20 protein-coding genes are annotated in these 21,357 nt (G+C 68.2%); 4 read left to right on the top strand and 16 right to left on the bottom strand.

The annotated features are described in order from the left end of the window. Positions 1 to 36 precede the first annotated feature (36 nt). Genes C666_RS06735 through C666_RS20385 form a run of 3 tightly spaced genes read left to right on the top strand, consistent with a single transcriptional unit; the run spans position 37 to position 2,238 of the window. Complete coding sequence (locus C666_RS06735) at positions 37 to 1,218, top strand: acetyl-CoA C-acetyltransferase (protein ID WP_004335840.1); 1,182 nt, start codon at positions 37 to 39, stop codon at positions 1,216 to 1,218. A gap of 42 nt (positions 1,219 to 1,260) precedes the next feature. Then, complete coding sequence (locus C666_RS06730) at positions 1,261 to 1,845, top strand: acyloxyacyl hydrolase (RefSeq protein WP_004335838.1); 585 nt, start codon at positions 1,261 to 1,263, stop codon at positions 1,843 to 1,845. A 45-nt stretch (positions 1,846 to 1,890) separates the two neighbouring features. Continuing rightward, entirely contained in the window at positions 1,891 to 2,238 is a 348-nt protein-coding gene (locus tag C666_RS20385) for a hypothetical protein (protein ID WP_154666130.1), read from the top strand. On the opposite strand, the gene sstT is transcribed toward C666_RS20385, so the two are convergent. From sstT to C666_RS06710, 4 genes are all read right to left on the bottom strand, one after another. Continuing rightward, a complete protein-coding gene (sstT, locus tag C666_RS06725; protein WP_004335836.1) occupies positions 2,170 to 3,399 on the bottom strand; it encodes a serine/threonine transporter SstT in 1,230 nt (409 codons plus the stop codon). The genes C666_RS20385 and sstT overlap by 69 nt on opposite strands. 162 nt (positions 3,400 to 3,561) lie before the next feature. Further along, on the bottom strand, positions 3,562 to 6,201 hold the full coding sequence (locus tag C666_RS06720) for a bifunctional acetate--CoA ligase family protein/GNAT family N-acetyltransferase (protein WP_004335834.1): 2,640 nt from the start codon (positions 6,199 to 6,201) through the stop codon (positions 3,562 to 3,564). A 340-nt stretch (positions 6,202 to 6,541) separates the two neighbouring features. Further along, positions 6,542 to 7,138 (bottom strand): cytochrome b, encoded by a 597-nt coding sequence (locus tag C666_RS06715; RefSeq protein WP_004335833.1) that lies wholly within the window; start codon positions 7,136 to 7,138, stop codon positions 6,542 to 6,544. A gap of 35 nt (positions 7,139 to 7,173) precedes the next feature. Then, positions 7,174 to 7,770 carry a TetR/AcrR family transcriptional regulator gene (locus C666_RS06710; protein ID WP_004335831.1) on the bottom strand — a complete coding sequence of 199 codons (597 nt, stop codon included), beginning with the start codon at positions 7,768 to 7,770 and terminating at the stop codon, positions 7,174 to 7,176. A 146-nt stretch (positions 7,771 to 7,916) separates the two neighbouring features. Here C666_RS06710 and C666_RS06705 point away from each other — a divergent pair, with 146 nt between their 5' ends. Further along, the gene (locus C666_RS06705) at positions 7,917 to 9,146 is read left to right on the top strand and encodes a multidrug effflux MFS transporter (RefSeq protein WP_004335828.1); all 1,230 of its coding nucleotides are present in this window, start codon (positions 7,917 to 7,919) and stop codon (positions 9,144 to 9,146) included. A gap of 39 nt (positions 9,147 to 9,185) precedes the next feature. Here the strand turns inward: C666_RS06705 and C666_RS06700 are convergent, their stop codons facing one another. The 12 genes from C666_RS06700 to paaN all read right to left on the bottom strand — a co-directional run bounded on the left by C666_RS06700 (position 9,186) and on the right by paaN (position 21,066). Then, the gene (locus C666_RS06700) at positions 9,186 to 10,283 is read right to left on the bottom strand and encodes a 2Fe-2S iron-sulfur cluster-binding protein (RefSeq protein WP_004335825.1); all 1,098 of its coding nucleotides are present in this window, start codon (positions 10,281 to 10,283) and stop codon (positions 9,186 to 9,188) included. A gap of 32 nt (positions 10,284 to 10,315) precedes the next feature. Then, a complete protein-coding gene (paaD, locus tag C666_RS06695; protein ID WP_004335823.1) occupies positions 10,316 to 10,813 on the bottom strand; it encodes a 1,2-phenylacetyl-CoA epoxidase subunit PaaD in 498 nt (165 codons plus the stop codon). An 11-nt stretch (positions 10,814 to 10,824) separates the two neighbouring features. Further along, entirely contained in the window at positions 10,825 to 11,610 is a 786-nt protein-coding gene (gene paaC, locus C666_RS06690; RefSeq protein ID WP_004335821.1) for a 1,2-phenylacetyl-CoA epoxidase subunit PaaC, read from the bottom strand. Next, positions 11,610 to 11,906 carry a 1,2-phenylacetyl-CoA epoxidase subunit PaaB gene (gene paaB / locus C666_RS06685; protein WP_004335819.1) on the bottom strand — a complete coding sequence of 99 codons (297 nt, stop codon included), beginning with the start codon at positions 11,904 to 11,906 and terminating at the stop codon, positions 11,610 to 11,612. The genes paaC and paaB overlap by 1 nt, the downstream gene beginning before the upstream one ends. Beyond that, positions 11,903 to 12,922: a 1,2-phenylacetyl-CoA epoxidase subunit PaaA gene (gene paaA / locus C666_RS06680; RefSeq protein ID WP_004335817.1), complete on the bottom strand. Its 1,020-nt coding sequence runs from the start codon at positions 12,920 to 12,922 to the stop codon at positions 11,903 to 11,905. The genes paaB and paaA overlap by 4 nt, the downstream gene beginning before the upstream one ends. 110 nt (positions 12,923 to 13,032) lie before the next feature. Beyond that, positions 13,033 to 13,821, bottom strand: a complete 789-nt coding sequence (locus C666_RS06675) for an enoyl-CoA hydratase-related protein (protein ID WP_004335815.1) — start codon at positions 13,819 to 13,821, stop codon at positions 13,033 to 13,035. A 14-nt stretch (positions 13,822 to 13,835) separates the two neighbouring features. After that, on the bottom strand, positions 13,836 to 15,041 hold the full coding sequence (gene pcaF / locus C666_RS06670) for a 3-oxoadipyl-CoA thiolase (RefSeq protein WP_004335813.1): 1,206 nt from the start codon (positions 15,039 to 15,041) through the stop codon (positions 13,836 to 13,838). Between the two features lie 26 nt (positions 15,042 to 15,067). Beyond that, the gene (gene paaK, locus C666_RS06665; RefSeq protein WP_004335811.1) at positions 15,068 to 16,393 is read right to left on the bottom strand and encodes a phenylacetate--CoA ligase PaaK; all 1,326 of its coding nucleotides are present in this window, start codon (positions 16,391 to 16,393) and stop codon (positions 15,068 to 15,070) included. A 43-nt stretch (positions 16,394 to 16,436) separates the two neighbouring features. Continuing rightward, positions 16,437 to 16,907, bottom strand: coding sequence for a hydroxyphenylacetyl-CoA thioesterase PaaI (paaI, locus tag C666_RS06660; RefSeq protein ID WP_004335809.1), 471 nt, complete (start codon positions 16,905 to 16,907; stop codon positions 16,437 to 16,439). Continuing rightward, positions 16,900 to 18,474, bottom strand: a complete 1,575-nt coding sequence (locus C666_RS06655) for a 3-hydroxyacyl-CoA dehydrogenase (protein ID WP_004335807.1) — start codon at positions 18,472 to 18,474, stop codon at positions 16,900 to 16,902. The genes paaI and C666_RS06655 overlap by 8 nt, the downstream gene beginning before the upstream one ends. Next, a complete protein-coding gene (gene paaG, locus C666_RS06650) occupies positions 18,471 to 19,268 on the bottom strand; it encodes a 2-(1,2-epoxy-1,2-dihydrophenyl)acetyl-CoA isomerase PaaG (RefSeq protein ID WP_004335806.1) in 798 nt (265 codons plus the stop codon). Before paaG ends, C666_RS06655 begins: the two co-directional genes overlap by 4 nt. Before the next feature lie 130 nt (positions 19,269 to 19,398). Next, complete coding sequence (gene paaN, locus C666_RS06645) at positions 19,399 to 21,066, bottom strand: phenylacetic acid degradation protein PaaN (RefSeq protein ID WP_004335805.1); 1,668 nt, start codon at positions 21,064 to 21,066, stop codon at positions 19,399 to 19,401. Positions 21,067 to 21,357: the final 291 nt, after the last annotated feature.

Raw genomic sequence — 21,357 nt, 5'->3', positions numbered from 1 at the left:
GCCCGCTTCTTACATCATCGAGCACGAGACCAGACCATGCGCGACATCGCCATCCTGACCGCCACCCGCACCGCGATCGGGGCTTTCCAGGGCAGTTTATCCGGGCTCCCCGCTCCCGCCCTCGGCGCAGCGCTGATCCGCAGCGTGCTCAAGAGCACCGGCGTCGCACCGGAGTGTGTCGACGAAGTCATCCTCGGCCAGGTCATTACCGCCGGCGGCGGCCAGAATCCGGCCCGGCAGGCGGCGCTTCAGGCCGGACTGCCGTGCACGGTGCCGGCGTTCACTCTGAACAAGGTCTGCGGCTCCGGTCTCAAGGCCGTGCAACTGGCCGCTCAGGCCATCCGCAGCGGCGATGCCGGGCTGATCCTTGCCGGCGGCCAGGAGAGCATGAGCCAGGCCCCGTATGTGCTGCCCGGTGCGCGCACCGGTCTCCGTCTGGGCCATGTGCAGCTGGAGGACAGCCTGATCCGTGATGGTCTGTGGGACGCTTTCAACGACTATCACATGGGCATCACTGCCGAGAATCTGGCCGAACGCTACGGGTTCACCCGCGAGCAGCAGGACGCCTTTGCCGTGGCGTCGCAGGACAAGGCCGCCGCGGCCATCGCGGTGGGCCGCTTCAAGGGTGAGATCACACCGATCACCTTGCCGCAGAGGCGAGGTAATCCGATGGTGTTCGACACCGACGAGCAACCGCGCCCCGGCACCTCCCTGGAAACCCTGGCCCGGCTCAAGCCGGCCTTCGAGCAGGACGGCACGGTGACCGCCGGCAACGCCTCGACGCTCAACGACGGAGCCGCGCTGCTGTTGCTGGCGAGCGCCGAGAAGGCCCGGGAGCTGGGCCTGCCGGTGCTGGGCTGGATCAAGGCCCATGCCTGCGCCGCCGTGGATCCGGCGGTGATGGGCATCGGTCCGGTGCCGGCCACCCGTCGAGCCCTGGCAAAAGCGGGGTGGACGCTGGACGAGGTGGACCTGATCGAGGCCAACGAAGCGTTTGCCGCCCAGTCCCTGGCGGTGGCCCATGAGTTGGGCTGGGACCCGGCCCGGGTCAACGTCAATGGCGGCGCCATCGCCCTGGGCCACCCCATTGGCGCCTCCGGTGCGCGCATCCTGGTCACCCTGATCCACGAACTGCGCCGCCGCGGTGCCCGCAAGGGCCTGGCGACGCTGTGCATCGGCGGCGGCCAGGGCGTGGCGCTGGCCGTGAAAATGGCCTGACCCGGACGCTGCGGCAACCCCCATCAGAAGAGACTCGATTCCATGCTCCGTTCCAAGACCTGCGCGTTTCCTGGCCTGATCCTTTGTGTTGCCATGAACGTCTTGTTCCCGGCCGCCACCGCAGCCCAGACCTTGGCGGATCTCGGTCACCGCTTCTACGTGGATGCGGGAACCACGGGGGACGACGATCCGGCCCATACGGCGGCGCTGGGCATGCTGATTCCCAGCGCGCTGCTTTCCTCGATTCCGCGCACGGCCGGCCCCTTGTCCTTGCATTGGGACGTATCGCTGGCCCATTGGCGGACCGATCATGTGCGGAGCGGACGTCACCATTTCACTCAACTGACCGGCATGGGCGTGTGGCGCCATCCCGTCGGCGGGCCGGATGCGCCATGGTTCGTCGACTTGGGCCTCGGCATCAGCATTTTCGACCGCTTGTATCGGTCCGGAGCAGACAAGTTCAGCACGGCGTTCCAGTTCACCGAAGCAGTCGGACTGGGCTATCGCTTCGGAGGAAAACATGCCTATGAAATCTCTCTGCGCGCCCAGCACATCTCCAATGCCGGCATCAAGAAACCCAATCCGGGGGAGAACATCGTCCGTCTGCGCTTTGCCTGCCGGTTCTGACGATGGCGCCCCGGATAGCCACCATTGACGCGCCGCCCCCCGTCCATGAATGAAACGCCCTTCATCCGCGCAGCGGATACCACCGTGCCGCCAGCGCCGATGCTGACTGTCGGCGCGCTGGATACCGCTGGCGCCAGCCTGCTGTTCGACCTGCTCGGCTTCATCGGCGCCACGCTGGAGGCGGCACTGCGCGTCACCCGCCTGCACGGAGCGAGCGGCCCTGCCTCCACCGTTGCACAGGCGGCTCCATCATGTTTGCCGTTTGATGCCGAGGCGTGTCAGTGGAGCCGGTCGGCCTGCATTGGCCGCATCCGGGCGCGCCATTCACAGCTTCAGTGGCTCGCCGCTCTCGGCCGCGCACACGGCGGCGGTGAATACGATGTCGGTGGATGAATTGAGCGCGGTCTCCACCGAATCCTGCACCACGCTGATGATGAAGCCGATGCCCACGACCTGCATCGCCACGTCGGTGTCCATGCCGAACAGCGCGCAGGCCATCGGGATCAGCAGCAGCGATCCGCCCGCCACGCCCGACACGCCGCAGGCGGCCAGCGAGGCGACGATGCACAGCAGCAGCGCGGTGGGGAGATCGACGTGGATGCCCAGCGTGTGCGTGGCGGCCAGCGTCATCACCGTGATGGTGACGGCCGCGCCGGCCATGTTGATCGTGGCGCCGAGCGGGATTGCGATCGAGTAGGTGTCCTCGTGCAGGCCCAGGCGCTTGCACAGCTCCATGTTCACCGGGATGTTGGCTGCCGAGCTGCGGGTGAAGAAAGCCGTGACCCCGCTCTCGCGCAGGCAGGTGAACACCAGCGGATAGGGGTTGCGGCGCATCTTCCAGTAGGCGAGCAGCGGATTGAACACGAGGGCGACGAACAGCATGCTGCCCACGATCACCAGCAGCAGGCGGCCGTAGTCGAGCAGCACGCCGAAGCCGGATTCAGCCAGCGTCGACGCCACCAGGCCGAAAATGCCCAGCGGCGCGAAGCGGATCACCAGGCGCACGATGGCCGATATCGCGTCGGACACGTCGTTGAGCATGGTGCGCGTGCCCGGCGCCGCATGCCGCAGCGCGATGCCGAGCGCGACCGCCCACGCCAGCACACCGATGAAGTTGGCCTCCTGCAGCGCCTTGACCGGGTTGGTGACCACGCTCAGCAGCAGGTTCTTCAACACGCCCAGGATGCCGCCCGGCGGCGCCCCCTCGATCGGCGGCGTGTTCAGGACGAGCGTGGTCGGAAAGGCGAAGCTGGCGATCACCGCGATCGCCGCCGCGCCCAGCGTGCCGATCAGGTAGAGCATCAGCACCGGCTTGAGGTAGGTCGGCTGGCCCTGCCTGTGGTTGGCGATCGACGCGATCACCAGCACCAGCACCAGCACCGGCGCCACCGCCTTCAGCGCGGAGATGAAGATGTCGCCGAGCATCGAGACGGCCTGTGCGCCGGCCGGCGAGACGAGGGCCAGCGCGATGCCGAGGACGAGCCCGATCGCGATCTGGGCGACCAGGCTCAGGCGCGCCAGGCGCTGGAAGAGGGTGGGTTCTGCTGTGCTCATGTGGGGGAGTTTCCTCGTGGGCGCGGCCGGTCCCTTGCCCCGGGGCAGGCCGGACCGCTCAGTGTGCAATGCACAAAGCGTGGACTTCAACACTCGCGGGCGCCGACGGCAAGTCCGCCGTGATCACGCTGCCCGGAGCGTCGCCGTCGGACCTTGCCCTGCCTATTTCCCGCGCAGCATCTTCACCACCCGCCTGAGCGTGTTCTCTTCCGGGTGGGGCTGCACCAGGAAGCCGAGGCTGTGCATCAGGCGCAGCATCTTGGCATTGTTGCCGAGCACGTCGCCGAAGATGCTGCGGTAGCGCCGCGCGCGGGCGACCTCGATGAGGGCGCCCAGCAGGCGGCGGCCCAGGCCGTGGCGCTGCCAGCCGTCGCCGACGATCAGGGCGAACTCGACCGACTCGCCGTCGGCGGCGAGGGCGTAGCGGGCGCTGCCGATCATCTGCTCGGCGCCGGCTTCGTCGGTGAGGGTGGCGATCAGCGCCATCTCGCGGTCGTAGTCGATCTGCGTGAAGCGCGCGACCATCGCCGGGCTGAGTTCCTCGATTGTTTCCATGAAGCGCAGGTAGCGGGTCTCGGCACTGAGCGTGTCGAAGAAGGCGAGCAGCAGCCCGGCGTCCTCGGGGCGCACCGGACGGGCGCGGATGCTGCGGCCGTCGCCGCTCTGCCAGTCCTGCACCAGGTGCAGCGGATAGGGGTGGATCGCCATGTGGGCGTAGCGGTCGCTGCCGGCGGGCAGGCCCTGGTCGATGGCGACGCGGGCGTCGGCGGCGATGGCGCCGTCGGCGTCGACGATCAGCGGGCCGATTTCCAGCTCGCGCACCCAGGGCAGTTCACAGGCGAGGTCGGACACCGATACCAGCACCGCCTCCACCGCGCTGCGGTCGGGCACGTCGGCCTTGCCCTGCGGCCCCTGGGGCTCGGCCGGTATCGCCGAGTCGATGAGGTCGCGCGCCAGCACCGCGTTGAGCGGCGGCAGGGCGAAGGCGCGCAGCGCCGGGGCGTCCTGCGGCCCCAGGCTGATGACCGGGCCGAAAGTGGCGTCGCGGTCGATGCGGATGTTGAACTCGCGCGCCTGCGGGCGGTACAGGTAGGGCTCGATCGAGACGCCGTTGATGCGTGCCTCGGGGTGGCGCAGGCGTATCGTATCGACGATGTCGTGGTAGGCGCTCCACACCGATTCGGCGGTGTTGAGGTTCAGGCGCACCCCGCCCGCGTCGGACTTGCTGGCGATGTCGGCGGCGTCCACCTTCATCGCTACCGGAAAGCCGGTCTGCTCGGCGACGAACAAGGCCTCGGTGGCGTCGCGCGCGACCGTGGTGGGCGTGACCGGAATGCCGAAGCTGCGCAGCAGCGCCTTCGACTCCATCGCCGACAGGGTATGGCGGCGCTGGTTGAGCAGCGCCTCGACCAGCACGCGGGCACCGCCGGTGCGGCGGCAGGCGGTGGCGCTGGCGCCGCCCGCGGTCTGCAGCAGCAGGGCCTGGCTGCGGTGGAAGCGCGAGATGTTGTGGAACAGTTCGATGGCCGCCTCGGGCGAACTGAACACCGGCAGGCCGGCCTGTGCGAGCAGCGCGCGCGCCTCGGCCACCTGTCCGCCGCCCATCCAGCAGCAGCACAGCTTGAGCCGCAACTGGGCGGCGAGGTCGATGATCTCCTGCGCCACTTCGACCGGCTCGACCAGCGCGTGCGGCGACAGGATCACCAGCAGGTTGGACACCGCCGGGTCGTCGGCCAGCGCTAGGATGGCGTCGCGGTACAGCAGCGGGCCGGCGTCACCGCCAAGGTCCAGCGGATTGTGGCAGCGGCGCTCGCGTCCGCCCAGGCGTTCGAGCGCGGCGATGGTGGGCGAGCCGAGGCCGACCAGCTCGGTGCCCAGATCCTTGGCGCGGTCGGCGGCGAGGTCGGCCGGGCCGCTGCCGTTGGAGACGATGGCCAGGCTGTCCTCGCGTGGCTGAAAGCCGCAGGACAGCGCCTTGGTGGCGAAGAAGAGCTGGTCGATGTTCTGCACGCGCACCACGCCGGCGCGACGCATGGCGGCGTCGAACACGCGGTCGGTGCCGGCCGCGTGCAGGCCGTCGCCGTGACGGCCTGCCTTGAGCAGGATGATCGGCTTGATGCGCGCGGCCGAGCGCAGCGCGCTCATGAAGTGGCGGGCGTCGTGCACCCGATCCACGTACAGCAGGATGTAGCGCGTGCGGGAATCGTGGATCAGGTACTCCAGGGTTTCGCCGAAGTCGATATCTACGGTGCCGCCGAGCGAGATCACCGACGAAAAGCCGACGTCGTTGGTCAGCGCCCAGTCGAGTACCACCGAGCACATCGCGCCGGATTGGGACACCAGCGCGATTTCGCCCGGCTTGACGGCGATGCGCGTGAGCGCGGCATTGAGCCCACTGCCCGGCCGCGCGATGCCCAGGCTGCCCGGGCCGAGCAGGCGCAGCCCGGTTTCGCGCGCGGTCTCGACGATGCGGCGTTCGAGCGTGTGCCCGGCGGCGCCGACGATGACGGCATTGCGCACGCCGCCGCGTCCGCACTGCGCGATGACGTTGTGCAGCATGCGCGCCGGCGTGGCGATGATGGCCAGGTCGACCGGGCGGCCGATGTCCTCGATCGCGCGCAGGCAGGGGTGGCCCTGGAGACTGTCGTATTTCGGATTGACGGCGTGCAGCGTGCCGCGGTAGCCGCCGTCGAGCAGGTTGCGAAAGATGATCCGGCCCACCGAGCCGGGCGTGTCGGAAGCGCCGATGACGGCGATCGAGCCTGGATCGAAGGCGGTACTGAGAGCGTGTGGGCTGGTCATGGTCGGCGTGGCGGGGATGAGGCTTATTTGATACCAATCATAAGCAATAAATTAAATGATTTGTATCATATCGAGCGCTTGCCCCGTTTGTGCTGCCGGACCCGGCAAGGCAGCGAGGACTGGCGCAATCTCCCGCGACATGTCGACGGGGCGGGAGAACGCATCGTCGGCTTGCTGAGTATCAGGCGGTAGTTCAGCACCGTATCCAGCCAATGAATGGGGCGTTCCCATCCGTGCTTCGCGCCTGCTGTGGGAGGCCCTCATGTCGGCGACAGGGCCTGCCCGCCGGAGATCGATCAGCGCCGCAAGGCCCAGTGTGGGCCGGCGTATCCGTCTGCCGTCATGTGGTCTTCGATGGGCGCGACCACGGCAGCATGCGCACCAGCACGTCGTCGCGGCGCACCCGATGATGGAACAGCGCCGCAGCCACATGCAGGCCAACGACGACCCAGGCCACCCATTTGCCGAGGAAGTGATGGACGGCATCGACCGGCTCCTCGAAGGCTTCCCAACTTAAGTCGAAGGCATGGCTGATCGAGGAGAACGCGGCGGTCTCGTTGAACGCGGTCACGCTGAACGGCCCGAAATCGGTGGGCGCGCCGGTACCGAGATAACCGGTCAGCGGCATCACGATCAGCAGGCCGTACAGCCCCCAGTGCGCCGCGTGCGCGAGCCGGTGCTCCAGCGCCGAACCGGGCGGGTCTGCGGGCTGCACGTCGAGCAGCCGCCACAGCAGCCGTGGCAGCACCAGGAAGCCGACCAGCAGGCCCAGCGCCCAATGGATGTTGAGCACCGGCCAGGATTCCGGCGAGGTGTCGTCCATGAACCAGATCACGTAGTAGACGACGATGTAGGCCGCGATGAACGCGGCTGCGCTCGTCCAATGAAAGAACTTGGCGAAGATGCCGAAACGGCCTGCCGTATTGCGCCATTGCATGGTGTATCTCCCGGGAAAGTGATGGACGCGGGCGGTCAGTGGATGAGCAGGCCGCCCAACAGGCGTTCCAGGCCTTCGAGTGCCTGCTCCAGACGCGCTTCCTGGTCGCCCTCCGGTTCGGCGATCCAGAAGGAGGCTTCCGTGACTGCGCCGTAGATCATTCGGGCCGTCACGTTGGTATGCAGCGGAGCGACGACGCCTTCGGCAATCAGTCCGTCGAGCGAGGTCTGCAGCGCGGCGATGCCCACTGACTGCGCGGCTTGCGGAACGTCGCCGAAGATGGCGCGCGCGTCCTGCAGGATGATCCGGCGGATCTCCGGCTCAAGCGCCAGTTCCAGGTAGGTGCGACAGCGGCGGCGGAAGCCTTCCCAGGGGGAGGGGGCCGCGTCCGAGACGGCTTGCAGGTGATCTCCAACCTCGGCCTCGATCTGCTCGATGACTGCCAGCAACAGCCCTTCCTTGTTGCCGAAGTGGTGATAGAGCGCCCCCCGCGTCAGGCCGGCCGCAGCGGTGAAGTCGTCCATCGAAGTGTGGGCGAAGCCTTGGCTGGCGAATGCGATTCGGGCCGCCGCCACCAGTTTGGCGCGGGTTTCTTCAATCATTTCAGCGCGGGTACGGCGTTGCGGCTGCATCACGGCTTCCTTTGTCGAAATAACATACGCCGCGGATGTTAATTGACGTACGAAATGTATGTCAATTATGATTAAAAGAGACATGCGCAGCGTATGTGAATTTCCTCTCATGTGCTGGAAGTGCATCGTGCAGGCGAGCGTCGTTCATGACCATGGATACCCAACAGCAAGCGGCCGGGATGAAAACCGCCGCATCCCTGGCCCTCATCACCATCCTGGGGCCTTCGGCCATCGACATGTATCTGGCGGCCATGCCCCGGATGACACAAGACCTGAATACCGACTACGCCACCATGCAGTTGACGTTGACGGTGTTCCTGCTGGCGATGGGCGCGGGGCAACTCGTGTTCGGGCCGGTGATCGACGCGCTGGGGCGCCGGCGTCCGCTGATGGCGGGCCTGCTGGTGTTCATCCTGGCCTCGTTGTGGGCGGCCGTCAGCACGTCGATGGACACGATGCTGTCCGCCCGCTTTTTCCAGGGGTTGTCCGCCGCGCTGGTGCTGGTCACGGCGATGAGTTCGGTGCGCGACCTCGCCAGCGGTGCCCGTGCCACTCAACTCTTCGCCCTGCTCGTGACCATCCAGGGCGCCGCCCCGATCCTCGCGCCGGCGGTCGGTGGGGTCATCGACATGCAATTCGGCTGGCGCGCGGTGATGCTGGCGCTGGCCATCGTCGGTGCGCTGGCTTTGGCGAACTCGAGCGTCAACCTGCCGGAAACACTGATCGAAGAAAAGCGCGTGCCACTCAAGCTGGATGGTGTGTTCCGCACCTACTGGCATCTGCTGGCCGATCCTCGGTTCATCGTTCCGGCTCTGGCCTTGAGCGCCGTGTTTTTCTTTCTGTTCGGCTATGTCGGTGGTGCGTCCTATGTGTACCAGACCGGCTACGGCTTGCGTTCGGACGTCTTCGGCTTTGTGTTTGGCGGCACCGGCGCCGCGATGATGCTGGGCGCCATGGGGAGCAGCCGCCTGGCCCGCACACGCCCGGCGGGGCTGCTGGCGCTGCTCGGGGTCGCCATCATGGGCAGCGGCGCGGCATTGGCCTTGCTGGCCGCGCTGGCGGGTGCCGGGCTTTACGGCATCGTCCCGGGGTTGTTCATCGCGATGTTCGGCCTGGGCATGGCCGAACCGCCACTGATGTCGATTGCGATGGCCTCGCAGGAGCGGGCGCTGGGCGCGACCGCCGCGCTGCTGGGGGCCGGCACGCACATATTGGGTTCGCTTGCCACGCCGCTGGCCGGTGCTCTGGCCCCGGTTGGCGCACATGCGTGGCTGGGTTTCCTGCTGGTGGCTGCACTGGCGGCGATGGCACTTGCTCTCGTCAGTGTTCGCCGCGTGGTTCCCAAAAAAACGGCCGTCGAAACGGCCGTGGAGTGAGGTGGAGCAAACTGCAGCGCGCAGTGCGCGCGCGATCGTTCAGCGTTCGTCGAAGCTGATCCGCAATTGCTTGGTGGTGGCGCGGGCCTGGCAGCTCAGCACGAAGCCCTGTGCGACCTCGGGCGCTTCGAGCGTGAAGTTCTTGTCCATGACGACTTCGCCTTCCTGCACCTTGGCGCGGCAGGTGCAACAGACGCCGGCCTTGCACGAGAAGGGCAGGTCGAGGCCGGCGTTGAGCGCGGCGTCGAGCAGGTGCTCGTCGGGGCCGATGGCGATCTCGTGCTCCTTGCCGTCGAGGACCAGGGTCATCGTGATGTCCTTGGTTGCGGTGGCGGCGGCCTCGGCGCTGCTGGAGGTGCCGACCGGCTGGGCGCCGGCGGGCAGGTTGGCAGTGAAGCGCTCGGTGCGGATGCGGTCGGCGGGCACGCCGGCCTCGACCAGCGCGCTTTCGGTGTCGGTGATCATGGCGTCGGGGCCGCAGATGAAGACCTCGTCCATGCTGCCCACCGGCAGCAGCGCGGCGATGATGGCGCGTACCTTGTCGCCGTCGATGCGGCCTTGCAGCAGATCGACTTCCTGCGCCTGGCGCGACAGCACGTGGATCATGGTCAGGCGGTCGCGGTAGCGGTCCTTGAGGTCCTGCAGGGCCTCGTTGAACATCACCGTGGACATCCGGCGGTTGCCGTAGATCAGCGTGAACTTGGCGTCCGGCTGCTCTTCGAGCGTGCTCGCGGCGATCGACAGGATCGGCGTGATGCCCGAGCCGGCGGCGAAGCCGACGCGGTGCAGGGCGCGCTTCTTCCTGATCACGAAGCGGCCGTCCGGCGGCATCACCTTGAGGGTGTCGCCGGCCTTGATGGCCCGCGCGGCCCAGTTGGAGAACAGGCCGCCCTCGACCGGACGGATGCCGATCTCGACTTCGCCGTCCCGGGCGAGGCGGCTGCGCGGGCTGCTGATCGAGTAGTTGCGGCGCACGTCCTGGCCGTCGATGGTGGCGCGCAGGGTCAGGAACTGGCCCGGCTCGAAGGCGAAGCGCTCGCGCTCGGCGGCGGGGATGTCGAAGGTGATCGCCACGGCGCCGGCGGCCTCGGGGCTCACGCGCTTGACGGCGAGTTCTTGGAAACGGAGTGCTGACATGGCGTTTGGCTCCGGCATGAGTAAGGTTGAAGTCAGTAGGGCTTGAAGTAGTCGAAGGGCTCCTGGCAGTCGAGGCACTTGTACAGCGCCTTGCATGCGGTGGAGCCGAACTGCGAGCTCAGGGTGGTGTTGGTCGAGCCGCACTGCGGACAGGCCACCGGCCGGGTGTCGGCGCGGCGCACGAACCTGATCACGCTGGTGTCGCTGGGGGTGGTGTGCGGCGGCGCGATGCCGTAGGCGCGCAGCTTGGCCTTGGCTTCGTCGCTCATCCAGTCGGTGGTCCAGGCCGGCGCGAGCTGCGTCACCACGCGCGCCTCGATGCCGGCCTGCCGCAGGCTCGCACGCACGTCGTCCTCGATCTGGCCCATCGCCGGGCAGCCGCTGTAGGTCGGGGTGATGACCACCTCGATGCCGTCGGCGGTTTCGCGGATGTCGCGCAGGATGCCCAGCTCGCGCAGCGTGACCACCGGGATCTCCGGGTCGGTCAGGTGGTCGAGGGCGGACCAGATGTCGTCGATCGTGGCGTGCATGGCCGTCCGCCTTACCAGGTGCCGTCCGGGTGGGCGCGGGCCAGGCCCTGCATCTCGCCCAGCAGGTAGCTCAGGTGTTCGGAGTGGCGTCCCTGCTTGCCTTCCGGCACGTAGCCGCGCACTTCGGGCCGCTTCAGCGTGGCTTCGGCCAGAGTGTCGGCGACGATGGCGTCCCAGGCCGCGCGCAGCGTGCGCACGTCGACCGCCGCGCCGCTGGCGATGGCGGCATCCTCGGCGGCGCTCGGCGTCCAGAACTCTTCCGTGTAGGGGAACAGGTGGTCGAGCGCGGCCTGGGCGCGGGCGTGCGATTCCTCCGTGCCGTCGCCGAACTTCACCACCCAGTCGGCGGCATGGTGCAGGTGGTAGCGCGCTTCCTTCAGCGACTTGGCGGCGATCGCGGCCAGGTCGGCGTCGGGCGACTTCTGCAGCGCGTCCCACAGCAGCACCATCAGCGCGCTGTACAGGAAGTTGCGCACGATGGTGGTGGCGTAGTCGCGGTCCGACGCGGCATAGCCGACCAGCGCACCGTGGTTGGGCAGCTCCAGCAGGGTGTAGTTGCGGAATGCGGTGTCGTCGCGGAAGTAGGCCAGCGAATCCTCGGTGGCGCCGCCGCCGCTGCGCGCGGCGGCGAGCTGGTACAGCAGGCGGGCCTGGCCGATCAGGTCGAGGCTGACATTGGCGAGCGCGAGGTCTTCTTCCAGGATCGGGCCGTGGCCGCACCACTCGGCGTCGCGCTGGCCGAGCACGACCGCGTTGTCCGCCAGGTGCAGCAGGTAGTCGTTGGGTGCCGTGCTCATCACATGTGCCCCACTTCGTCCGGGATTTCGTAGAAGGTCGGATGGCGGTAGATCTTGTCGGCGGCGGGGTCGAACAGCTCGCCCTTGTCGTCGGGGTTGCTGGCGGTGATCGAGACCGAGGGCACGACCCAGATGCTGACGCCTTCCTGGCGGCGGGTGTAGACGTCGCGCGCCATGTGCAGTGCCTGGGCCGCGTCGGCCGCGTGCAGGCTGCCACAGTGCTTGTGTTCGAGGCCCTGCTTGCTGCGGACGAAGACTTCCCAGAGCGGCCAATCCTTCAGTGCGGGGGTGTTCATGCTGCCTCCTTGCTTGCGCGTGCTTGTTGTTTGCGTGCGTGGGCCAGGGCCGCTTCGCGGACCCAGCGGCCGTCCTCGTGTGCCTTGACCCGGGTGGCCAGGCGTTCCTTGTTGCAGGGGCCGTTGCCTTCGACGGTGTTCCAGAATTCCTGCCAGTCGATCTGGCCGTAGTCGTGGTGGCCGCGGGCCTCGTTCCACTTCAGATCGGGGTCGGGCAGGGTCACGCCCAGCACCTTGGCCTGCGGCACGGTGGCGTCGATGAACTTCTGGCGCAATTCGTCGTTGCTGACGCGCTTGATGCCCCAGCGCATGCCTTGCGCGCTGTGCGGGCTGTCGGCGTCCGGCGGCCCGAACATCGCCAGGCACTTCCACCACAGGCGGTCGACCGCGTCCTGCACCATGCGGCGCTGCGCCTCGGTGCCCTTCATCATCACCAGCAGGGCTTCGTAGCCCTGGCGCTGGTGGAAGGATTCTTCCTTGCACACGCGGATCATGGCGCGCGCATAGGGGCCGTAGGAGCAGCGGCACAGCGGGATCTGGTTCATGATCGCGGCGCCGTCGACCAGCCAGCCGATCACGCCGACGTCGGCCCAGTTCAGCGTCGGGTAGTTGAAGATCGAGCTGTACTTGGCGCGGCCGGAGAGCAGCCCGGCGATCATCTCGTCGCGGCCGGTGCCCAGGGTTTCGGCGGCGGAATACAGGTAGAGGCCGTGGCCGCCCTCGTCTTGCACCTTGGCGATCAGGATCGCCTTGCGCTTCAGGCTGGGCGCGCGCGAGATCCAGTTGCCTTCGGGCAGCATGCCGACGACTTCGCTGTGGGCGTGCTGGCTGATCTGGCGCACCAGGGTCTTGCGGTAGGCCTCGGGCATCCAGTCCTGCGGCTCGATGCGGCCGTCGGCGTCGATGCGGGCCTCGAACGCGGCTTCCTGCTCGCTCTGCGGCGCGGACACGACGCTGAGTTTCTTGCCGCCGGGGTTTCCGGATTCGTCCGGAATGTCCATTGCTTGGGTATACATGTGTTTCCTCCTGGCAAACACCGCTCCGGACAGGCCGGAGCAGAACGCGGACCGCTGAACCGGCCCGTCTCCTCCTCAAACACCCGCCACGCACGCTGCGCGGCGGAGATTCATGTCGCCGTCCATGCCGGCGGGCGCTTCTCGAAGAAGGCCGCGAAACCTTCGCGGGCTTCGGCGGTGGCGCGCTGGCGGGCAATGCGGGTGGCGGTTTCCTCGCCGACGGCGTCGTCGATGCGGCGCCCGCCGATGGCGGCGATCAGTTCCTTGGCGGCGAACTGGGCCTGCGGCCCGCAGGCCAGCAGTGCCTGCGCCAGGCGGCCGACGGCGGCGTCGAGCTGGTCGAGGGCGACGACTTCGCCGACCAGGCCGATCGCCTTCGCCTCGGCGGCGCCGAAGCGTTCGGCGCTCTGGAAGTAGCGCAGCGCGTGGCGCGGGCCGATCGCGCGCAGTACATAGGGGCTGATCACCGCGGGGATGATGCCGAAGCGCGCTTCCGAGGTCGCGAAGCTGGCATCGTCGGCGGCGATCGCCATGTCGCAGGCGGCGGCCAGCCCGGTGCCGCCGCCGAGCGCGGCGCCCTGCACGCGGGCGATGGTCGGCTTGGACAGGTTCGCCAGGCGGCGCAGCATGGCGGCGAAGCGGCGCGAGTCGGCGAGGTTGTCCTGTTCGCTGCTGTCGGCGGCGCGGCGCATCCAGTGGAGGTCGGCGCCGGCGGAAAAGTGCCGGCCGCGGCCGCCGAGGACGACCACGCGCACCGCTGCGTCGGTGTCGAGCGCGCGGCAGGCGTCGTCGAGTTCGGCGATCAACTGTTCGTTGAAGGCGTTGAACACGTCGGGGCGGTCCATCCAGATCGTGGCGATGGCGCCGCGCCGTTCGATGTCGAGGGTGTCGTAGCTCATGGCCTGGCCCCGCGTCACACGCGCTCGATGATGAGGGCGATGCCCTGGCCGACGCCGATGCACATCGTGCACAGCGCGTAGCGGCCATTGCGGCGTTCCAGCTCGCACAGCGCGGTGCTCACCAGGCGCGCGCCGCTCATGCCCAGCGGGTGGCCCATGGCGATGGCGCCGCCGTTGGGGTTGACGCGGGCTTCGTCGTCGGCGAGGCCGAGCTCGCGCAGCACGGCGAGCGCCTGCGCGGCAAAGGCCTCGTTGAGCTCGATGACGTCCATCTGCGCCAGCGTCAGGCCCGTCTGCGCCAGCACCTTGCGCACCGCCGGCGCCGGGCCGAAGCCCATGATGCGCGGCGCGACGCCGGCGGTGGCCATGCCGACGACGCGGGCGCGCGGCTTCAGGCCGTGGCGCGCGGCGGCGGCTTGCGAGGCCAGCAGCAACGCGCAGGCGCCGTCATTGACGCCCGAGGCGTTGCCGGCGGTGACGCTCAGCTCGGGGCCGTTGACGCCTTTCAGCTTGGACAGCGTTTCCAGCGTGGTGTCGGGGCGGGGATGCTCGTCGGTGTCGAACACGACGGGCTCGCCCTTCTTGCGCAGGATTTCGACCGGCACCAGTTCGTTCGTGAAGCGGCCGGCGGCGTGCGCGGCGGCCCAGCGCTGCTGCGAGCGCAGCGCGAAGGCGTCCTGGTCGGCGCGTGAGATGCCGAAGTCCGCGGCGACGTTGTCCGCCGTCTGCGGCATCGAGTGGGTGTCGTACAGCTTCTTCATCAGCGGGTTGATGAAGCGCCAGCCGATGGTGGTGTCGTGGATCGCGGCGCTGCGCGAGAAGGCGCTTTCGGCCTTGCCCATGACGAAGGGCGCGCGTGACATGCTCTCGACGCCGCCGGCGATCATCAGCCCGGTCTCGCCGGCCTTGATCGAGCGCGCGGCCAGGCCGACCGCGTCCATGCCCGAGCCGCACAGGCGGTTGACGGTGGTGCCGGGCACCTCGACCGGCAGCCCGGCGAGCAGGCCGGACATGCGCGCGACGTTGCGGTTGTCCTCGCCGGCCTGGTTGGCGCAGCCGTAGATGATGTCGTCCACCGCGCTCCAGTCGACGTCCGGGTTGCGCGCCATCAGCGCCCTCAGCGGCACGGCGCCGAGGTCGTCGGCGCGCACCGCCGCCAGCGTGCCGCCGTAGCGGCCGATGGGGGTGCGGATGGCGTCGCAGATGTAGGCTTGGGTCACTTGGGTTTGCGTCATCGCGGCGCTCCTCACAGTTGCTTCGGACGCTGGTCGATGACGCGGCGGGCCTTGCCGGTCAGCGTGCGCGGGATGGTGTCGAATTCCATCACGTTCACCTTGGTGGTGATGCCGATGATGGTCTTGATGTGCTGCTGCAGCGTGCGGGCGATGGTTTCGACGTCGTTGCGGCTGAGCGTGCCCGACAGTTCGCGCTGGACTTCGCAGCGCACTTCGACGTTGTCGAGGTGGCCGTCGCGGGTCAGCACGATCTGGTAGTTGCCGGACAGGCGCTTGTCGCGCAGGATCTGCTCCTCGATCTGGGTCGGGAACACGTTCACGCCGCGCACGATCAGCATGTCGTCCGAACGGCCGGTGATCTTGCCGATGCGGCGGAAGGCGCGCGCGGTGGGCGGCAGCAGGCGGGTGAGGTCGCGCGTGCGGTAGCGGATGACCGGGAAGGCTTCCTTGGTCAGCGAGGTGAACACCAGTTCGCCTTCCTCGCCGTCGGGCAGTACTGCGCCGGTTTCGGGGTCGATGATCTCGGGGTAGAAGTGGTCTTCCCAGATTACCGGGCCGTCCTTGGTCTCGATGCATTCGCAGGCCACGCCCGGGCCCATGACCTCGGTCAGGCCGTAGATGTCGATGGCGTCGATGCCGAGCTTGTTCTCGATCTCGCCGCGCATGCCCTCGCCCCACGGCTCGGCGCCGAAGATGCCGACCTTCAGCGAGATGTCCTCCGGCGCGATTTTCAGGCGCTCGAATTCCTCGGCGATCACCAGTGAGTAGGACGGCGTGACCATGATCGCGTCGGGGCGGAAGTCCATGATCTGCTGGACCTGCTTCTCGGTCTGTCCGCCGGACATCGGCACCGCGGTGCAGCCGGCGCGCTCGATGCCGTAGTGGGCGCCGAGGCCGCCGGTGAACATGCCGTAGCCGTAGGCGTTGTGCACCATGTCGCCGGCGCGCACACCGGCCGCGCGCAGCGAGCGGGCGACGACCTCGGCCCAGTTGTCGATGTCGTTGCGGGTGTAGCCCACCACCACCGACTTGCCGGTGGTGCCGCTCGACGCGTGCAGGCGGGCGACCTTGTCGCGCGGCACGGCGAACAGGCCGAAGGGGTAGTTGTCGCGCAGGTCGGCCTTGGTCATGAAAGGGAATCTGGCGAGGTCCGCGAGCGACTTCAGGTCGTCCGGATGCACGCCCTGTTCCTCGCACTTGCGGCGGTAGGGTTCGACGTTGTCGTAGGTGTGGCGCACCGACCACTGCAGGCGCTGCAGCTGCAGCGCGCCGATCTCGTCGCGGCTGGCGGTTTCGATGGGGTCGAGATCGCCGGGGCGGGGGCTTTTCACGGGCATGGTGTTCTCTCCTCTCTTTCTCTGTCTTGTGGCGTGTCCCGGCTCAGGACTGCCGTTCGCCGCCGGGGTTGGGGATGACGTCGCCGGCGATGCGGTGGCTCTTGCCGCGGAACAGGGCGACGATGCCGCCGGCGCCGTCGCGCACGGTGATGTCATAGACGCCGGTGCGGCCCGACAGCGTGCGCTCCACGGCTTCGGCGCTCAGCGTGTCGCCTTCCTTGCCGGGGGCGATGAAATCGATGCTGCAGGCCGAGGCGACGGTGTTGCGGTTGTAGGCGTTGCAGGCGTAGGCGAAGGCGGTGTCGGCGAGCGTGAAGATCAGCCCGCCGTGGCAGATGTGGTGGCCGTTCACCATGTCGCCGCGCACCGGCATGCTCAGCGTGGCGCGGCCGGGGCCGACGCTGTCGATGCGCATGCCGAGCGCCTGGGCGGCGCGGTCGCGCGACCACATGGCGGCAGCGACGGCTTCGGCGAGCGCCTGCGGATCGGTGGGGAGGGAGCGGGCTTCAGTCATGGATGTTCTTTCCGGCGAAGACGTGTTGCTGGATCAGCGGCGAGACGCGGTAGCGGTCTTCGCCATAGAAGCGGGCGAGGTTAGCGAGCACGTCGCGCACCGCCGGCAGGCCGATGCGGTCGGCCCATTCGAGCGGCCCGCGCGGGTAATTGACGCCCAGGCGCATCGCCGCGTCGGCGCCGCGCGCGTCGCACACGCCCTGATTGACCGCATCCGCAGCCTCGTTGGCGAGCATGGCGATGGTGCGCATCACCATCAGGCCGGGGATGTCGTTCAGGCGCGAGACTGCGAAGCCGGCCGCCTGCAGCAGGCCGATGGCGGCGCCGATGGCCGGCGCCCAGGCGTTGATCGCGGCGCCGACGGCGATGCGCGTCGCGCTGGCGTGGTCGAGCGCGGCGTCGATCAGCACCACGTTGGCGATGCCCAGGTCGGCGGCGCGCTGGGTGGCGCTGCGGCCGTCGGTGACGAACAGCACCGCGCCGCCGGCTTCGGCAATGCGGCCGTCGTCACCTTGGCCGTCCTTGCCGTCGCTCCAGGTGCAGGCGATGCCGCGCTCGAACAGGCGGTCGGCCAGCGCGTGCGCGGCGGCCGACTGGCCGTGCAGCACGATGTCGGTCGGCGTGGCCTGCGCCACCGCTTCGCGCGGCGCGGGGCGGACGGCGCCGTCGCGGTAGTCGAAGAAGCCGCGTCCGTTCTTGCGGCCGTAAAAGCCGGCATCGACCAGTTCCTGCTGGATCAGCGAGGGCGTGAAGCGCGGGTCGTTGTAGAAGGCGTTCCACACCGAGCGGGTGACGGCGAAATTGACGTCGTGGCCGATCATGTCCATCAGCTCGAACGGCCCCATGCGGAAGCCGCCGCAGTCGCGCATCAGCGCATCCAGGGTGGCGCAGTCGGCGCCGCCTTCGTTGAGCACGCGCAGCGCCTCGGCGTAATAGGGGCGGGCGACGCGGTTGACGATGAAGCCCGGCGTGGAGCGCGCATGCACCGGCGTCTTGCCCCAGGCCGCGGCGGTGGCGAACAGGGTGTCGGCCACCGTCCTGTCGGTGGCGAGGCCGGACACGACCTCGACCAGCGCCATCAGCGGCGCGGGGTTGAAGAAGTGCAGGCCGGCGAGGCGCTCGGGGCGCTTCAGCGCCGCGCCGATCGCGGTCACCGAGATCGACGAGGTGTTCGTGCCGAAGATACAGCCGTCGCTGACGATGCCTTCCAGTTCGCGGTACAGCGCTTGCTTCGCCTCCAGGTTCTCGACGATGGCCTCGACCACCAGCGCTGCGCCGGCCAGTTCGGCGAGCCCGGCGGCGGCGCTCAGGCGCCGGCCGGCGGCCTCGGCGGCCTCGGCCGTCATGCGGCCCTTGTCGGCCAGCTTGCGGTACTGCGCGCGGATGCCGTCGATGGCCGCGGCGGCGGCGCCTGCGCGGCTGTCGAGCAGCGTCACGGCATGGCCGGCCACCGCCGCGATCTGGGCGATGCCCGCGCCCATGGCGCCGGCGCCGACCACGGCGACGACGGCAGAGGCATCGAGCGCGGTGGCGCGCGGCGGGGTGTGTTGGGTGTCCGTCACGCTCATTCCCCGGTGAAGCGCGGCGCGCGCTTTTCCATGAAGGCGGCGATGCCCTCGGCGTAGTCGCGGCTCCAGCCGAGCTCGCGCATGAAGCCGCCTTCGAAGGACAGTTGCTGTTCCAACGTGTGGCCCGGTGCGGCGTGCATGGCCTGGCGGGTGCGCACCAGCGCCTTGGTCGGCATCGCGGCGAGCTGTGCGGCCAGCGCATCGACCCTGGCGGCGAATTCGGCGTCGTCGTAGGCGGCCCAGATCAGGCCCCAGTCGACGGCCTTGTCGGCGGGCAGCTTGTCGGCGAGCAGGGCCAGGCCCATCGCGCGCGCCATGCCGACGCGTTGCGGCAGCAACCAGGTGCCGCCGGTGTCGGGCACCAGGCCGATCTTGCTGAAGGCCTGCAGGAAGGAGGCTGAGCGCGCTGCCAGCACCAGGTCGCAGGCCAGCGCCACGCTGGCGCCGGCGCCGGCGGCGATGCCGTTGACCGCGGCGATGGTCGGCACGCGCAGGTTCTGCAGGCGCACCACCAGCGGCTTGTAGTTGCGTTCGACGACGTTGCCGATGTCCGGCAGGCGGCCGTCGGGCAGCGCCGCCATGTCGGGGTCGGCCAGGTCCTGGCCGGCGCAGAAGGCGCGGCCGGCGCCGGTGATGACCAGCACGCGCACCGCGGCGTCGGCCTGGATGGCGTCGAGCGCATCGCGCAGCTCGGCGTGCATGGCGCCGGTGAAGCTGTTGAGCTTGTCCGGGCGGTTCAGCGTCAGGCGGGCGATGCCGTCGGTGATCTCGAACAGGATGTTGTCGAACTTCATTCATCTCTCCGGAACGCGTGCAGAAATCGTAGCGAGCCCGTTCTGGCCGGTTCGAGAAGCGCAGCCGTACTCATGTACGGCGAGCATCGCAGGACCGGCCTGGGCGGGCGCAGTAGATTCATGCATGCGTTCAAACGTGGTAGCGGCGCTGGACGACACGGAAGCGGTTGGCGACGAAGGCCGAATCCGAGTACGCGGCGTTGGCTGCCGGGTTGCCGCCGGTGCCGTGGTAGTCGGAGAAGGCCGCCGACTGGTTCACGAACACGCCGCTGGTGAGGTTGATCGACAGCGCGACCTTGCTGCGCCAGGTGGCTTCGGTCATGGCGTCGATGACGTCCTGCCTCGTCGAATAGAGGCCGACGGTGAGTGCGCCGTGGGTGCTGACGACACGCTCGGACAGGGCGATCGCGGCGGCGGTGTCGGCGACCTTGACGATGAAGCTGATCGGGCCGAAGCGCTCTTCCATGTAGGCCTTCTCGTCGCCGGCGTCGCAGGCCAGCAGCACCGGGGTGCGCACCGTGGCGGCGGGGAAGTCGGGGTTGTCGAGGCGCTGCGAGGCGAGCACGACGCGGCCGAGTTCGCCGCCGTTGGCGATGTCGATGCGCTCGGCGGTGTCGGCGGACTGGATCGCGCCGAGCACGGCGTGGGCGACTTCGGGTTTGGCCAGGAAGCGCTCGACCGACTTCGCCAAGTCGGCGCAGACCTCGTCGTAGGATTTGTGGCCGTCGTCGGTGTCGATGCCGCCGGCCGGCACGAAGATCGCCTGCGAGGTGGTGCACATCTGCCCGGAGTACAGCGACAGCGTGAACGCGAGGTTGCCCAGCATCGCCTTGTAGGCGTCGGTGGAGTCGATGACGATGTTGTTGACGCCGGCCAGCTCGGCATACACCTGGGCCTGGCGGCAGTTGTCGATCAGCCACTGGCCGAACACGTTGCTGCCGGTGAAGTCGATGGACTTCACCGCCGGATGGGTGGCCAGCGCCTGCGTGGCGGCGCGCTGGGGGGCGACGCACAGCGTGACGAGGTCGGGCGAGAGGCCGTTTTCGGCGAGCACGGCGCGGATCGTGCGCACGGTGATCGCCGCCGGCAGGATGGCGTTGCTGTGCGGCTTGACGATGACCGCGTTGCCGGTGGCGAGCGCGGCGAACAGGCCGGGGTAGGTGTTCCAGGTCGGGAAGGTGCCGCAGCCGATTACCAGGCCGACGCCGCGGCCGACGATCTGGTAGTGCTTCTTCATGGCCAGCGGCGGGTTCTTGCCCTGCGGCTTCTCCCAGTTGGACTCGGCCGGCACGAAGCTTTGCTCGCGCCAGGCGTAGGCGACGGCCTCCAGGCCGCGGTCCTGCGCGTGCGGGCCGCCGGCCTGGAAGGCCATCATCCAGCCCTGGCCGGTGGTCATCATCACCGCATGGGCGATCTCGAAGCTCTGGGCGTTGAGGCGGGCGAGAATCTCGAGACAGACGCCGGTGCGGCCGGCGGCGCCGATGGCCTGCCAGCCCTTCATGGCTTCGGTGCCGGCAGCGATCAGGGCTTTGGGTTCGCACACCGGGTAGCTGACGCCGAGCGCGGCGCCATAGGGTGAGGCTTCCTTGCCGAGCCAGCCGGCCTGGCCGGGCTGCTCCAGTTCGAAGGGCTTGCCCAGGTGGGACTCGAAGGCGCGCTTGCCGTCGTCGGGCGCGGTTTCGCCATAGAGCTTGGGGCTGGGCATTTCCGGGAAAGGCGTCCAGTAGCCACGCGTCGCGATCGCGTTCAGGGCGCTGTCCAGGGTGTCGCGGTGCTTTTCAAGAAGGGGGTGGCTCATGCGTCTCTCTCCGGGCGGGTTGTTTTATAAACGATACAAATTTGATTATTGAAGGTCAAGAAATCGTATCGTTGAAAAGGTGTTGATGTGGCGTTGTTTCTTCTATTCAAAATGTGTTCCACAGATCAAAATATGTTTGTTAACATGATATTGAGTGTATTTATTGGCTTGAAATTCGATCTTTATGTCATTTATAAAATTTTTGGATGAAGTTCGGAAGCGCAAAAAATGATACGTAAAAGTACTAATATTTTTATTATTTGTATCGTTTTATGGCGAGCCATTGCGCAG

This window comes from Thauera linaloolentis 47Lol = DSM 12138, assembly GCF_000310205.1.
Lineage (GTDB): Bacteria > Pseudomonadota > Gammaproteobacteria > Burkholderiales > Rhodocyclaceae > Thauera > Thauera linaloolentis.
The sequence above is the reverse complement of the archived record's forward strand: the minus strand, read 5'-3'. Positions and strand labels throughout refer to the sequence as shown.